Here is a 15,158-nt window from a genome sequence, read left to right as displayed (position 1 = left end):
AATCTTTTGTGAGCTCGTTGATTCTATTGCAATGACGACTGATATGAAACGGGTTCGCTGGGGGATTTTGGGCTGCGGCAAAATTGCGCATTCTTTTGCAAAAGCTTTGCAAAAGGTGGCGGGGAGTGAATTGCATGCGGTGGCCGCACGGGATGCAGAGCGGGCGCAGGCCTTTGCTGCGGAGCATGGTGCGGCGGGTGCTTATGGTTCTTATGAGGCGTTATTGGCGGATCCGGAAGTGGATGCGGTCTATATCGCTACGATTCACCCTCAGCATGCAGCGTGGATCGCGCATTGTGCTTATGCGGGCAAGCATGTGCTGTGCGAAAAGCCGCTCACCATGAACTTGCGGGAGGCAAAGCATGCGGTGAAGGTGGCGAAGGAGAAGCGCTGTTTGTTGCGAGAGGCCTTCATGTATCGTCATCATCCGCAAACGCAGCGAGTGGTGGACTTGGTGGAGTCGGGCGTGATCGGCAAGGTGCGGATGATTGATGCGACTTTTTGTTTTAATGCCGGCGAGTGCCCGGAGTCCCGATTGCAGGATAAAGCGCTGGGGGGCGGCGGCATTTTAGATGTGGGCTGCTATCCGATGTCGTTTGCGCGTTTGATTGCAGGGCGTGCGCAAGGACGACTGTTTGCGGAGCCGTTGGAATTGAAAGCTGTGGGTCACCTCGACATGCAGACCAAGGTGGACATGTGGACGACAGCCGTACTGCGCTTTGAGGGAGATGTCTTGGCCCGCTGCACCTGCGCGGTGCAAATGAGTGCTGAAAATCAGGTCGTGATTTTCGGCGAGCGGGGACGCATCATCGTGGAGAGTCCCTGGTTCTGTAATGGGAGGATACGCACGGTGTTGGATGACGATCAGGCAGACGAGGTGATCGAGCCTATGCTTGGGCGCGATCTGTATGCCTATGAAATCGAATCCTTTGCCGGCGAATTGCGTGGTCAAGCAATCGGGGCGCGTGCGGTAGGCATGCGCTTGGACGATAGCCTGGGTAATATGAAGGCGCTGGATTGGTGGCGCGCGGAGATCGGATTGGCTTATGAGGCGGATCGCTAGGGTTCGAGTGCTCGGTCGGGGCACCTGTCCTACTATAGGGTGCAGCGAAGGCGGCGACGTGTCTGCGAATTAATCACGTGGCGCCCAGTGGATGACGAGGTCATCTTCATTGTCCGTGATGCTGTCGCCTTTGTCTGAGTTGCTGAGGATGAAGCCATCGGCGCTTTGGGTATAGTGATAGATCTGTTTATTAGCGGGATCTGTTCTGGACGCCAGTTGAGCAGTTATTTCTTGCGGTAAAGGGACGCCTTGTTTGGCGGACAGTATGAGTTGGGCGGCTATGACAATTAAATCAATTCGTCGCTGAGTATTCACGGCTGTCTCGGCGACATTCCCGTAGGCGGGGACAGTGATGAGTAGTAGCGTGTCGAAAAAGTCACCTTCTGTCTCTAGTCGTTCCATTTCCAGGTGCATCGATTCGAGCTTTTTAAGATCCACAGTGCCAGCTGCGAGGTCGAAGGCGCTATAGTATTGGCTGGTGAAGTTGAGGCTTCTGGCGAGCATTTGCAGGTTCCAGCCTTTGGCGGGCACAAAGTGCCAGAGTGCGGAGACTAGAGAGTCATTCACCACCCACATGTTGGAGCCGAGTAGTAGCGGGACGCCATCGCTGCCGAATAGATGCGTCAGCTCGACGGGATCTTCGAAAAATGCTTTGATTGAGTTGCTCATCGTCAGCATTTCGAATTCGAAAGATTGTCCGAGCCTATTGATGCAGTCGATCGGCGCGCAAAGAGTGAGGATTTCGGCTAATTGATGCGTGTCGAAGACGTCGTGAACTAGGCCATAGTAAAGTATCTCACTGATAGAGCTACGAATCACAATGGTCTCGATCATGACGTTGATTAAAAACGGGACCTGTGGGTTGAGGTTCGAAATACGCAGTAGTGCATGGCAGTTTTCTAATGCCAGCCCACTCTCGCCTGTGCGTAGGGCGAGCAGGGCTTCGGCGGTGAGTAGGCGTGTCACTGTGCGCAGTAGCTCAAAATCGGGTATGGGAGATGCCGCGGCTACTGTGTAGTCGCCTGGCAGATAGCTACTCGAGCGTTCGTCGCAGGCGGCTCTGAGCTCGGCGAGTGCGCTGCGATAAGGGTGTAAGATACGAGTCAGCTGTGTGAACTTGTCTGCGTGTGTCTTGCCAAAAATATCTAGCGATTCTAAGTCTGATTGGGCAAATCCAAAGGCCTGATGCTTCCTCGACTCTGAGGGGGCGAAGAGCTCTTGTGCCGCGCTGGCCGCTTCGGTCGCCTGCTCATCGAAGATGGGCTCTGCCTGCCAGTCGCCCAGTTGGTCGTGGTTGCTGGTCATGCGTATGCAATCAGTCATGACCCGAGCTAAGGCCAGATTGTTTGCTTCTGGAATCGCTTGTGGTCGTGCTTGCTGCCAATCGGTTCGAAGCCCCATGCTTTCTAATTCGCTACGCGTCCGATCCCAGGCTCGTTGACCGCGCCACTTTTCAAAAATACTCAACGTGAAGGCTGCGCCGAGTAGTATGGCTAATCCAATTAGGGGGAGTCGTAGGGGCATTCGCATGCCGATAGTGAGTCAGTTTTTGGAGGGGTACTCCAGCTTGCAATTGAATGATAACTATTTGCAGATTGGATCCAATTGAGGCTTTTCGCATAAAGTTAAACAAAGTCTTGCAATCTAGTTAGGCTCCTAATTATTAGGGCGTGAATTAAAAATTGATGTTCCAAAAATATTAATGAACGAGCCGACCATGTTTAAAGATCCGCCGAAGTTAGAGTGCTTTGTTGAGGTTTCGAAGTTGTTTGAAAACTGCGATCCAGAAGTGATGTATACTCTGGCCACGTTTTTTCATGCGCACGATCTATTGTGGAAGCAGAAGCTGGCGCATTGCGCTGAATCTGGTATATCGCATGGGCGTTTCATGATTTTGGTCTTATTGATGAATAAGGATCAGGTTCAGGGAGACAGTTCGTGGATCACGGCTTCGACACCCGCAGAGTTGGCGGATTTGGCGCAAATCTCCCGCGCATCGGTGACTGGTTTGCTCGATTCTTTGGAAAAAGATGGGTTTGTGTGTCGCAAGCATGACACGAGTGATCGGCGCACAGTATCGATTTATTTAACGGAACAGGGGCAAGAATTTTTGGATAAGTTCTTGCCGCCTCATTTTAAAATGATGAGCCAGTTAATGAATGTGCTAGAGCGTGAGGAGCAGGCGCAACTCTTGCTGTTGTTAGAGAAGCTAGCCAGTGGAGTCAGTGAGCTGGTCAATGCCGAGTCGAAAGATGGAAGCGATGGCAAAAATATTTAAGTAAGGAAAAAATCTAAAATTGGTTATGGCAAAAAGTAAGTTAAAATCTTTCGTGATAAAGACAGGCATCACTGTGGTGATCCTTGCTGTGGTGATCGGTGCCTTAGTCGGGCTGAAGGCGATTCAGATTGGCGAGATCATGGCAGCGATTCCCAACATGCAGCCCCCTCCGGCTTCCGTTGCGACTGCAAATGTGAGCAGTATGGATTGGCCTGTTGAGTCGAATGCGATCGGAACGATCGCACCAGTGCAAGGGGTGACGCTTTCGGTCGAATCTGCGGGGCTTGTGACTGATTTGGCCTTTGAGTCGGGGCAGACGGTGCGCAAAGGAGATCTGCTGTTGCAGTTGGACACACGCAGTGAGGCGGCACAATTGGCGGCTGCGAGTGCTGCTGCAGATTTGGCAAAAATTAGTCTGGATCGTGCTCAGCAATTGCTGGGACGCAAAACGATTTCGCAGGCTGAGTTTGATGCCGCCGACGCAGGGTATAAAGAAGCGATGGCCAACGTCGCAAATTTGGAGGCGATCATTGAGAAGAAGAAGATTGTCGCACCCTTTGGGGGGCGCCTCGGCATCCGCCGGGTGAATCTCGGGGAATACCTAACGCCGGGCGCTCAGGTGGTGAGTCTGCAGTCGACTGACCCGATCTATGCGAACTTCTATTTGCCGCAACGCGACCTCGCCTATCTCAAAGTCGGCTTGGAGGTCGAGACTTACACCGACGCCTTTCCAGATCAAGTAAAGGCCGGGGCGGTTTCCGCAATCGCCGCAGAGGTCGATGCGACCACACGCATGGTCGAGGTGCAGGCGACGTTGCCAAATCCGCAGGGGCAATTGGCTGCTGGTATGTTTGTCAATGTGCGCATCGCACGTGATGCGCCACGGACAGTCAAGGCGGTGCCTGCCAGTGCAGTGATTTATGCATCCTTCGGTAACTCGATCTATGTGGTCGAGCCAGCAGAAGAAGGGGAGGGCTTTATTGCGGTGCAGAAATTTGTTCGTTTGGGTGAGCGTCGGGGAGACTTCATCGAAGTGATCGAAGGCTTGGAGCTGGGGGATCGAGTAGTCGCTGCGGGCGGGCTGAAGTTAATGTCCGGTGCGCCCGTGTTGATCAACGATGGAACGACACCGGAGGCGCAACTCAATCCGACCCCGGACGATGCTTAAGGCGCGAGCCTCAATTTAGTCATATACAAATTTGGAATCTGATTCAACTAGCATGAGTGCGCACAAATCCTTTACCGACCTATACATCAATCGACCCATACTCGCGATTGTTGTGAGTATGGTCATCGTGATCGCCGGCTTACAGTCCTATAGTAAGCTGACGGTTCGCCAATATCCGCAGAATGAGAACGCGATCGTAACGATTACGACCGCTTACATTGGTGCCGATGCCGATCTGGTGCGCGGGTTCATCACTACGCCGATTGAACGAGCCGTCGCGGCTGCGGATGGAATCGACTATATTGAATCCACCAGTTCATTTGGTGTGTCCACCATCAAGGTGACGCTTAAGCTTAATTACGATGGTAAGACGGCGCTCTCTGAAATCAGCACCAAGGTCGACCAAGCGCGTGGCGACTTGCCGCCGGAGGCGGAAGTGCCAGTCTTGGGTATTGAGACTGCAGACTCGCAGATCGGTGCTGCTTATTTGAGCTTCCGTTCCGACATTCTTGAGCGGAATGAAGTGACGGACTACTTGACTCGCATTGTGCAGCCACGCTTGAGTGCGGTGCCAGGTGTGCAACGCGCCGATATCCTTGGCGCGCAGAATTTTGCCATGCGCATTTGGCTGAAGCCAGATCGTTTGGCGGCCTACGGCATCAGTCCTGTTCAGGTCAATCAAGCCATTGCTGCAAATAATTACTTGTCCGCGGTGGGGCAGACCAAAGGGCATTACTTAACAGTCAGCCTGACAGCCAATACCAACCTGAGTTCAGCAGAGGATTTCAAGCAATTGGTCGTTGCTGAGAAAGATGGCGGCCTAGTGCGCTTGAGCGATGTTGCGGATGTGGTGCTCGGCTCTGAGACGTATACCGAAGACGTGCGCTTTTCCGGTGAGCAAGCGGTCTTCATGGGTATCTGGGTATTGCCGAATGCCAATACCCTGGATGTGATGGCAGGGGTGCGTGACGAAATGAAACGCATACAAGAGGAATTGCCTCAAGGCATGCAGGCGGCCATCGCGTATGACTCCAGTGAATACATCGAAGATGCGGTGTCCGAAGTTTATTCCACTTTGATTGAAACACTGGTAATTGTGGTCGTGGTCATTTTCCTCTTCCTGGGGTCGTTGCGCGCGGTCGCCGTGCCTGTGATTGCGATCCCGATTTCGTTGATCGGCGGTTTCTTTTTGATGCAGGTGTTTGGCTTCAGTATCAATTTGTTGACGCTACTCGCGATCGTGCTCTCGGTCGGCCTGGTGGTGGACGATGCGATTGTGATCGTTGAAAACGTAGAGCGTCACCTTTCCGAAGGACAGGGACGCCTAGAAGCGGCACTGCTGGCTGCACGTGAATTAGTGGGCCCAGTCATCGCCACCACCTTGGTGCTGGTCGCGGTGTATATGCCGATTGCGCTGCAGGGTGGTTTGACCGGCGCTTATTTTAAGGAGTTCGCGATGACTCTGAGCGGTGCGATTGTGATCTCTTCGATTGTCGCCTTGACGCTCTCGCCCATGATGTCTTCCCGTTTTCTGCGTCCCAATGAGAGTGAGCGTGGATTTGCCGGTATGATCTCGCGACAGTTCGAGAAAGTGAAATCATGGTATTCGAAACTACTAGGCATGGCCTTGTCCTCACGACCATGGGTGTATGCGATCTGGATCGTGCTCACACTGGCTGCGATTCCGATGTTTTTGATGTCACCGCGCGAACTTGCGCCGATGGAAGATCAGGGCTTTATCTTTGGTGTCATTGATCCGCCCTCGAATAATAGTTTGGATCAAACCGTGCACTACAGTGAGCAGATGTTCGACATTTTGAAGGAAACGCCTGAGTATGACTTCACTTTCCAGATCTCGAATCCCTCCTTTGGTATTGCAGGTATGAGCTTGGTGCCATGGTCGCAACGCGAGCGCACTTCGATTGAAGTCAACCAAGATGTGATGGCGCGCGTGGGGCAAATCACAGGTGTCAACGTCTTCATGCTCACGCCCCCGGCGCTACCTGGTGCGGGCGACATGCCGATCGAATTTGTAATTTCTTCGACCTACGATGCCGAGCAATTATTAGGCTACGCTCAGGAGTTAGTGAAGCGCGGCATGGCCAGCGGACAGTTTCAGTTCTTGACCATTGATATGCGCTACGACCTTCCACAGTCCGAAATTGTATTCGACCGTGATAAGATCGCTTCGATGGGCCTGAGCTTGCAGCAAGTGGGGCAAGACCTCGGTGCCGCGATCGGGGGGAATTATGTAAATCGTTTCAGTATCGATGGGCGCAGCTATAAGGTGATTCCGCAGATTAAGCGCGAGAGCCGTCTGAACCCCGAACAGTTGACAGACATTTATACCTCCGGTCCCGGCGGTGAGCTGATCCCGCTCAGTTCCATTGCTCACATTGAGAACCATGTGCAGCCACGCAGCTTGAACCGCTTTCAGCAGCTCAATTCGGTGAAGATTTCCGGCATGGGCACGGGGACATTGGATGCCTCGTTGGCCTATCTTGAAACCGAGGCTGACAAAATTCTACCTGCCGGTTTTGGTTACGACTACACTGGCCAATCTCGTCAGTTGCGCAAAGAGGGGGGCAATAAGGAGTTTATGCAAACCTTCGCGCTGGCAGTCTTGATGATCTTTCTGGTGTTGGCGGCGCAGTTCAATTCCTTCCGCGACCCATTCATTATTTTGCTTGGTTCGGTGCCACTGGCAGTCTTTGGCGCGAGTGTCTTTACCTTTCTTAAGATGCCGCTGCCAGCGCCGTCCTTCACAGATGGTTGGACGACCACCTTCAACATTTATACACAAGTTGGGCTAGTGACACTGGTCGGGCTGATTGCCAAGAACGGCATTTTGATTGTCGAGTTTGCCAATGCCTTGCAGCGGCAAGGGCTCGCTAAATTAGAAGCGGTGCATGAGGCTTCGTTGACACGTCTGCGCCCGATTTTAATGACCACCGCGGCTACCATCTTCGGCCACTTCCCACTGACCTTGGTGACTGGTGCCGGTGCTGAGGCTCGTAACTCGATTGGTCTCGTGCTCGTCGGTGGGCTCGCGATCGGCACGGTATTCACACTCTTTGTGGTGCCCGTCATTTATATGTTGATCGCGGCCGAGCACCAAGGCCGCGTGGTCAAAGCAGTCACGGCTGCCGACCTTCCTGAAACTCCAGCTTAAGCAGTATAGTATGAAACGTATCTATCTTTTAACTACAATGTTCTTTGCTGCTGCCACTGCGGCGAGCGCCGTCAGTTCTGATCGTAGGATGGCCCTGGCAGCTGAAGATCCGATGCCGATCCCTGATGAGATCACGTTGGAAGCGGCGCTTGATTATGCGCTGGAACACAGCTTCACCATTCTCCAAGCCAAGGAGCGTATTGAAGAGCAATACGGACTGATCATGGAAGTCGGCGCGGCCGTGCGCCCGACGCTGTCTTTGAACGGAAGCATCTCCGAGCAGGCCGATGGCATGACTGCCTCCTATAGCGCTTCAGATAATTGGTCGGTCTCGCTGCAGGTGCGGCAAGCACTCTATGCGGGCGGTGGCTTGCGTGCTGCAATTCGTGCGCAGGACGCATTGGAACGCGCTGCGCTGTATGATCTTCAGGCCAGTGTCGAAACTGCGATTCAAGAAGTAAAGACGGCGTTCTACGGTATCTTGCTGGCACGTGAGACCATCGAGGTAGAAACTCAGAATATAGAACTCTTGGAAGAGCAGCTTGCCAATACCGAGAGTCGCTTCGAGGCCGGCTCGGTTTCTAATTTCGATGTGCTGCAAGCAAAGGTCGCCTTGGCCAATGCCAAGCCCGCATTGATTCGAGCCAAAAATGATTTTCGGGTCTCCGTGGCAGATTTCAAGCGCGTGGTCGGCTATGTGAAACGCCGGGGAGCGCCCACGGTGAAGATGCCTAAATTCGTTGGCGAACTCGATGTCCGCATGCAGGAGTATGGTTTGCTAGATTCCATGCAGCAAGCGATGAAGGCACGTCCTGAATTGGCCCGCTTGGCTTTGTTGGTCGATTCTAATCAGGAAGGCATAGAAGCCGCAGAGGCAGGTTACCTCCCGAGTGTGGATTTGATCGGAAGTTATAATTTTTTACGTTCCTACACCACCACGGATGATCGCTTTGATAATCCTGAGGATGGCTGGTATGTTGGCTTAGAGGCGAACTGGAATATATGGGATGGGCGCGCGACGAAAGGCCGCGTGTTGCAGGCCAAGTCACGGGTGCGGCAAAGCGAACTCGTGCTCGATGAGACGCGTCTCTCAGTAGAAATCGAAGTGCGACGTGCGGTATCCGAACTCGAGAGCGCAGCTGAGTTGGTGGAAGCCGCCGGTCTCGTGACCGGGCAGGCTGAAGAAGCACTGCGCTTGGCGAATGATCGCTATAGTGTCGGCAGCTCCACTTTTCTGGATACCTTGCAAGCACGTGTCTCCTTGACCGAAGCCCGTAACAATCAGTTGCAGGCGAATTACAGCTATCTGCTCGCCCTGACGAATGTGCAACGGGCGATCGGGGAAACTAAATATAACTACGTGGACGCAAGCGAGGCAAAGTAGAGCGTTCGCATCGCTCTGGTCTAAAGCTTAAGACTCGAGTGCATGTAGGTCATCCTACCAGCTTTGTTCGTGCGGGCAGAGTTGCCTTTAGGCGTTCAGTTCGACTAATTTCGCCATGATTGCCTTTTGAGCGTGGAGGCGGTTTTCGGCTTCGTCGAAGATGATGCTTTGTGGGCTATCGAGCACTTCTTGGCTGACTTCTTCGCCGGCGTGGGCGGGGAGGCAGTGCATGAAGTAGGCCTCGCTTTTGGCTAGGGCGAGTAGTTCGCGGGTCACTTGATAAGGGGCCATCTCGGCTTTGCGTTTCTCGGCTTCGGCTTCGTCGCCCATGGAAACCCAGACGTCGGTGTAGATGACGTCGGCGTCTTGGAAGGCGGCTGTGGGATCGGTCGTGAAAGTGTAGTTTAATTCCAGTCCGTCGGCTTTGAGAGCGTCATCGATTTCGCTGCCGGGCTCAAAACCTTCGGGGCCTGCCAGTACGATCTCCATGCCGAACATGGCGGCGGTATGAATCCACGAGTTGGCCATGTTGCTGGCGCAGTCGCCGAGGAAGGCGACTTTTTTGCCTTTGAGCGTTTCAATATCCATGTCGTCGGGCGAGTAGCGCTCCAACAGAGTGAAAATATCGGTGTAGAGTTGGCAGGGGTGGTTGAAGTCGGTCAGGCCGTTGACAATGGGCATGCTGGCATGCGCGGCAAAGTCTTCGATGATGCTGTGGGCAAAGGTCCGGATGACGAGGCCGTGCAGGTAGCGCGACATAACTTTGGCGGTATCTTCGATGGTTTCGCCGCGTCCGATCTGAGTGTTTTGTGAGTTGAGCACGACGGGATGTCCGCCGAGTTCATGCACGCCGACTTCGAAGGAGATCCGGGTGCGGGTGCTGCTCTTGTAAAAAAGTAGGCCCCAGGATTGAGTGCTGAGTGGCTGCGCCGAGCTGGCCCGTTCGGCTTTGAATTGCTTGGCCAACAGGAATACCTGTTGGGCCTGTTCGAGGCTGAAATCGGTTTCTTTTAAAAAGTGGTGCATGACTGGGGGAACATCGAGGGTTCGAGCTCGAACGCTGAATGTTGAGTGTAATGGTTTTTATTAAAGGAGTTAGAAATGATTTAATATTCGAAGTTTAAGCTTCGGTGTTGGCGAAGATGGCATCGAGGATTTCGACGGATTCGCTGAGTTGTGCGGGTGTCGCGATGAGTGCGGGCAGCAAGCGAACGACGTTGTTGCCCGCGGGGACGACGAGTAGCTTTTTCTCACGGGCGGCCGCTGTGATGCTGAGGTTGAGGCCTTCGGGCTTGAGCACGAGGCCGACCATGTATCCAGCACCCCGTATGCCAGCAATCAGCTCGGGATACTTTTGGGCGAGTTTTTGTAGTTGAGCGTGCCAGGCCGGGCTGTTGGCAGCCACCTGTTGGATGAGTTGCTCCTCTTCGATAATGTCGAGGGTGGCGTTGGCAGCGGCACAGGCGAGCGGGCTGCCTCCAAAAGTCGTGCCGTGCGAGCCGGGCTGGAAGAGCTCGGCGTAGGGCTCCGAGACCCAGATGGCGCCGATCGGGAACCCGGCGCCGAGGCCTTTGGCCATACCGATTGCGTCGGGTTGGACGCCGCTGGCTTCGAAGGCGAAAAAGTGTCCACTGCGGCCGATGCCGCATTGCACTTCATCCAGCATGAGCAGTGCGCCCCGCTCGGTGCAGAGTGCCCGTAATTCTTGTAGGAAGCTGCTTTCGGCAGGGAAGAGGCCACCTTCGCCTTGTATGGATTCGATGAATACGGCGGCTACGGAGTCGTCGACTAGTTGGTCGAAACTCTCGATGTTGTTGAGCTCACCAAATTTAAAGCCTTCCAGCATGGGCCGGAAGCCGCCTTGGATCTTTTCCTGAGGTGTGGCGCCCATACCGCCGAAGGTCCGTCCGTGGAAGGCGTTTTTCGCGGCGACGACTGTGAAGCGTTTGCCTTCTTCGCCGCTCAGCTTTTTTCCGTGCAGCCGTGCCAGTTTGATCAAAGCCTCGTTGGCTTCGGCGCCGCTATTGCAGAAGAGCGTCCGGCCGGGGCCAGCTTTAGCAACGAGGCGGTCGGCGAGCTTTTGCTGTCCGGGGATGCCGTAGAGGTTGCTGCAATGAGTGAGTGTGGCGGCTTGGGTATGCATTGCCGCCACCCATTTCGGGTGGGAGTGCCCCACAGAAGTTACGGCGATGCCGCTGCCAAAATCTAAATACTCGTTGTCGGCGTCGTCGTAGAGATACACGCCTTGGCCCCGCACGGCGTTAAACGCGGGCGGGCCGTAGTTTTTGATGAGTGTCGGATGGTGGTTCATGGGAGGAAAAAGTTGGCTGGTTTTCTGTTTGTCAGTTTTCGGTTGAACTGAGGAACGGTAAACTGAAAACGGGTTAACCGAGTCGAAAGGCTCGCTACGAATTAACGATTTCGGTGCCGACGCCCTTGTCGGTGAAAATTTCCAGTAGTAGGCTGTGGGGCTGCTCGCCGTCGATAAAGTGGACACGGTGCACGCCACTGCGGAGCGCTTTGACGGCGCTGTCGGTTTTGGGAATCATGCCTTTGTTGATGGTGCCATCTTGGACCAGGCCGGCGACATCGTCGGCGTTGAGTGAAGAGATTAGCGAGGTGGGATCATTTATATCCTTCATCAGTCCGGGCACGTCGCAGAGGTAGACGAGGCGTCGGGCGCGCAGCGCGGCGGCCACACGACCTGCGGCGGCGTCGGCGTTGGTGTTGTACACTTGGCCGTCTTCGTCGCAGGCGATGGGCGAAATGATGGGGATGTAGCCATCGTTGAGTGCTTTTTTAATGATTTTGGTTTTGACGGTATGCGTCTCACCGACGAAGCCCAGATCGAGTTCTTCGCCGTCCACGACGACTTGTTTCTTATCGCAGACCAGGATGTTGTTACCCGGAATCGCGAGTGGGCGGGCGTTTTTGGCCTGCAGGATTTCGCAAATCTCGAGGTTGACGATTTTGTTGAGAGTGTGGTCGACCACTTTGACCGACTCGGCGTCGGTGACGCGTAGACCGTGCTCGAAGCGTGTTTGCACATTGGATTCAGCCAGTGCGCGTGTGATGGCTTTGCCGCCGCCGTGTACGACCACAACTTTGATGCCGGCTGCATGCAGGAAGGCGATGTCGGTGGCGACACGGGTGCGCACCATCGGGTCGGCATCGTCCATAAAGGCACCACCGTATTTCACCACAAAGATCGCATCGCGAAAGCGTTGGATGTAGGGAAGCGCTTCAAGCAGCACGGCTGCCTTAGTGGTGACGTCGAGTTGGGAAATATCGGACATTATTCGGATTTATTGAAGTCTACGTAGGCCTCACTGAGATCGGAAGTGAGTAGGCGGAAGCTGCCGCTGCCTTGGTTTAGATTGAGAGTGATACGGAAGCGTTTTTTAGAAACGATCGCTTTCCACTGGGCGAGGTTGCTGTCTTGGGGGAGTCCACCGATCAGCGCGGGCACATCGTCGTAGTGGATGTCGAAGCATGCTTCTTTGAGTCCGACCCGGGCGTAGCCGGCGGCGTCGGCGAGGCGGCCCCAGTTCGGGTCGGAGCCATACCAGGAAGTCTTGACCAATAAGGAGTTGCCCACGGCGCGAGCCACTTTTTCGGCGTCCTGTTCGCTTTGGCAGCCTTCGACGACTAATTCGACCAGTTTGGTTACTTTTTCACCATCGCCGACGATTTTTTCCGCCAGAGCATCGCAGACCTGGAGCACGGCCTCGTGGAAGGCTTGCAACAGTTCGGGTGAATCGTTGGGCACCAAGCCGGACTTGCCGTTGGCGAGTAGTAGCACGGTGTCGTTGGTGCTCATGTCGCCGTCGATTGAGATACGGTTAAAGGTCTGATTGCAGGCTTGGACCAGAGTATCTTTCAGCGCGGCGTTGTCCACCTCCAGATCGGTGGCGAGGAAGGCGAGCATGGTGGCCATATTGGGCTCGATCATGCCTGCGCCCTTGGCGATGCCCGCGACGGTGAGTGTTTGGCCTTGGTAAGTGAAGCGTGCTGTGGCGCACTTGCGCCGGGTGTCGGAGGTCAGAATGGCATCGGCTGCATCCAGCGAGGCCTGTGTTTCTGAGCTGAGTGCGTGTGCGGCCGTGGCGATGCCGGATTTAATTTTGCCCATGGGCAGTTTGCGTCCGATACGCCCGGTCGAGCAGACCAAAAAAGGCGAGCCGATACCGGTCTCCAGCTGTGCGATCGCAGACATTTCCTTGGCGTCGCGCATGCCCTGTTCCGCTGTAGCTGCGTTGGCATTGCCGCTATTGGCAACAAAGCCGGCGACCTTCATGTTGGGCTGTGAGAGGATTGCCTTGCACACGTGCACGGGGGCGGCACACACATCGTTGAGCGTGAATACCCCCGCAGCATTGCAAGGTTGCTCGGCTGTCACCAATGCCAGATCGAGTTGTTGGAGGTCGCCCTTCTCCCGGATGTCCGCGGCGACACCCGCGGATTTGAAGCCGGGGCAGTCGGCGATACCTTGTGGATTTTCGATTAGCTGAACTTGGATCATTGGGCTGAGAGCTGAGGGCTGAGATTAGAGTAGGCCAGCGGTTTCTTCGAAGCCGAACTTTAGATTCATGAGTTGGACGGCTTGGCCACTGGCACCCTTGATGAGATTATCGATGACAGAATTAATGATGAAATTGCCCGTGCGTGGGTCGTACACCGCGGATATGTCGGCCCGGTTAGTGCCGGTTACGTGTTTGGTGTCTGGGAAGGTGCCTGTGGGCAGTATGGATACGAAAGGCTTGCTGCCGTAGGCCTTTTCCCAGGTGTCGTAGACACTATTTAGAGAGTCTTTGAGCTTGGCCTTGGCCACGATGGTGGTGGAGATGCCGCGTGACATGGGGGCGAGGTGTGGGTTGAACTGCACGATGCAGTCGGCGAAGGCCGCTTTTTCGAGTTGCTCTTCGATCTCGGACAGGTGGCGGTGCTTGGGCATACCATAGCCCTTCATGCTTTCGTTGCGCTCGCAGTAGATGAAGTCTTCGGCGACCTTACGGCCGGCACCGCTGACACCACTGTAGCTATTGATGACGATTCCTTTGGGGTCGATCAGTCCCGCTTTGAGCAAGGGGACCAGTGGCAATTGAATGCTGGTCGGGTAGCAGCCCGGGCAGGCAATCAGCGAGGCGCTCTTCCATTTGTCGTCGGCGAGTTCCGGGATGACATAGGGAGCGGCTTCCAGTAGGTGTGGTGCCGGGTGTGCTTGGCCGTAATAGTCTTCGTACACCCGAGTCGAGCCGAGGCGGAAGTCCGCGCTGAGGTCGATCACCGTTTTGCCCGCCTGATAGAGCGGATCGGCAAACTCAGAAGCCACGCCGTGGGGGAGGGCGAGAAAAAAGATGTCGATCTCCGTGGAGGCGGCGAGTTCCGCCGGATTGGATGCGGTAAAAGACAGGTCGCCCACCAGGTGTCGCAGGGCCGGCATTTGATCGCCCACTAATTTACCTGCCAGCGAGCGCGAGGTCACTGCCGTCAGTTTGACATCCGGGTGCCGGGAAAGAAGCCGGACCAGTTCTTCGCCGGAGTAGCCCGAGGCGCCTATGATTGCTGCATTCATGATTGTATTAGTGATTTTAAGTGGAGCTAATGAAACGAAAAAACCCTCCAAGGCACGCTTGCGCGGCTTTGGAGGGTTGCAAAAAGAGATGCGACCATTGCCGCCGCGGCGGTTTAACGTTTCGAGAATTGGAAGCGCTTACGTGCACCGGGTTGGCCGGCTTTCTTACGCTCACGAGAGCGAGGGTCACGCTTCATGTGGCCTTCTTGCTTGAGAGGCACGCGCAAATCTGCGTTCAGCTTCTCAAGAGCGCGGGCGATACCGAGGCGAACTGCACCAGCTTGGCCGTTGAGGCCGCCACCTTGTGCTTTTACAGTGATGTCCACTTGGTCGGACATCTCAACTGTCTTCAAAGGAGAGAGGGCTGCGTTAGCAAATTCTTCAGTCTTGAAGTAGGCGAGAGGCTCGGAGCCGTTAACGACTACCTTGCCAGTGCCGCGAGTAAGGCGGACGCGTGCGGTGGCTGTCTTACGACGGCCGACGGTTACAAATGTTTCTTCGCTCATTATATTAAAGGT

Annotated in this window: 12 protein-coding genes; 5 read left to right on the top strand and 7 right to left on the bottom strand. The window is 54.8% G+C overall.

The features are described from left to right. The first annotated feature begins 43 nt into the window (after nt 1-43). Nucleotides 44-1,063, top strand: coding sequence for a Gfo/Idh/MocA family protein (locus tag SH580_RS08760; protein WP_319834622.1), 1,020 nt, complete (start codon nt 44-46; stop codon nt 1,061-1,063). 69 nt (nt 1,064-1,132) lie between these two features. Here SH580_RS08760 and SH580_RS08755 read toward each other — a convergent pair whose 3' ends face one another. Next, nucleotides 1,133-2,587, bottom strand: coding sequence for a hypothetical protein (locus tag SH580_RS08755; RefSeq protein WP_319834621.1), 1,455 nt, complete (start codon nt 2,585-2,587; stop codon nt 1,133-1,135). Between the two features lie 178 nt (nt 2,588-2,765). On the opposite strand from SH580_RS08755, the gene SH580_RS08750 reads away from it, so the two are divergent. Genes SH580_RS08750 through SH580_RS08735 form a run of 4 tightly spaced genes read left to right on the top strand, consistent with a single transcriptional unit; the run spans nt 2,766 to nt 9,065 of the window. After that, nucleotides 2,766-3,341 carry a MarR family winged helix-turn-helix transcriptional regulator gene (locus tag SH580_RS08750; RefSeq protein WP_319834620.1) on the top strand — a complete coding sequence of 192 codons (576 nt, stop codon included), beginning with the start codon at nt 2,766-2,768 and terminating at the stop codon, nt 3,339-3,341. Nucleotides 3,342-3,366: 25 nt separating this feature from the next. Next, a complete protein-coding gene (locus SH580_RS08745) occupies nt 3,367-4,509 on the top strand; it encodes an efflux RND transporter periplasmic adaptor subunit (RefSeq protein ID WP_319834619.1) in 1,143 nt (380 codons plus the stop codon). Between the two features lie 52 nt (nt 4,510-4,561). Then, entirely contained in the window at nt 4,562-7,681 is a 3,120-nt protein-coding gene (locus SH580_RS08740; protein ID WP_319834618.1) for an efflux RND transporter permease subunit, read from the top strand. Between the two features lie 10 nt (nt 7,682-7,691). Further along, nucleotides 7,692-9,065 (top strand): TolC family protein, encoded by a 1,374-nt coding sequence (locus SH580_RS08735; RefSeq protein WP_319834617.1) that lies wholly within the window; start codon nt 7,692-7,694, stop codon nt 9,063-9,065. A gap of 87 nt (nt 9,066-9,152) precedes the next feature. Here SH580_RS08735 and argF read toward each other — a convergent pair whose 3' ends face one another. The 6 genes from argF to rpsI form a co-directional block, all read right to left on the bottom strand. Continuing rightward, nucleotides 9,153-10,091 carry an ornithine carbamoyltransferase gene (gene argF, locus SH580_RS08730; protein WP_319834616.1) on the bottom strand — a complete coding sequence of 313 codons (939 nt, stop codon included), beginning with the start codon at nt 10,089-10,091 and terminating at the stop codon, nt 9,153-9,155. A gap of 94 nt (nt 10,092-10,185) precedes the next feature. Further along, a complete protein-coding gene (locus SH580_RS08725) occupies nt 10,186-11,376 on the bottom strand; it encodes an aspartate aminotransferase family protein (RefSeq protein ID WP_308986229.1) in 1,191 nt (396 codons plus the stop codon). Nucleotides 11,377-11,470: 94 nt separating this feature from the next. Beyond that, the gene (gene argB / locus SH580_RS08720) at nt 11,471-12,361 is read right to left on the bottom strand and encodes an acetylglutamate kinase (RefSeq protein WP_308949261.1); all 891 of its coding nucleotides are present in this window, start codon (nt 12,359-12,361) and stop codon (nt 11,471-11,473) included. Next, a complete protein-coding gene (argJ, locus tag SH580_RS08715) occupies nt 12,361-13,587 on the bottom strand; it encodes a bifunctional glutamate N-acetyltransferase/amino-acid acetyltransferase ArgJ (RefSeq protein WP_319834615.1) in 1,227 nt (408 codons plus the stop codon). Before argJ ends, argB begins: the two co-directional genes overlap by 1 nt. A gap of 24 nt (nt 13,588-13,611) precedes the next feature. After that, nucleotides 13,612-14,640, bottom strand: a complete 1,029-nt coding sequence (gene argC, locus SH580_RS08710) for an N-acetyl-gamma-glutamyl-phosphate reductase (protein ID WP_319834614.1) — start codon at nt 14,638-14,640, stop codon at nt 13,612-13,614. 113 nt (nt 14,641-14,753) lie between these two features. Then, nucleotides 14,754-15,146, bottom strand: coding sequence for a 30S ribosomal protein S9 (gene rpsI / locus SH580_RS08705; RefSeq protein WP_308949258.1), 393 nt, complete (start codon nt 15,144-15,146; stop codon nt 14,754-14,756). Nucleotides 15,147-15,158: the final 12 nt, after the last annotated feature.

Origin of the sequence: Coraliomargarita algicola, from assembly GCF_033878955.1 — a bacterium.
In the GTDB taxonomy this organism is placed as follows: Bacteria; Verrucomicrobiota; Verrucomicrobiia; order Opitutales; family Coraliomargaritaceae; genus Thalassobacterium; species Thalassobacterium algicola.
The sequence above is the reverse complement of the archived record's forward strand: the minus strand, read 5'-3'. Positions and strand labels throughout refer to the sequence as shown.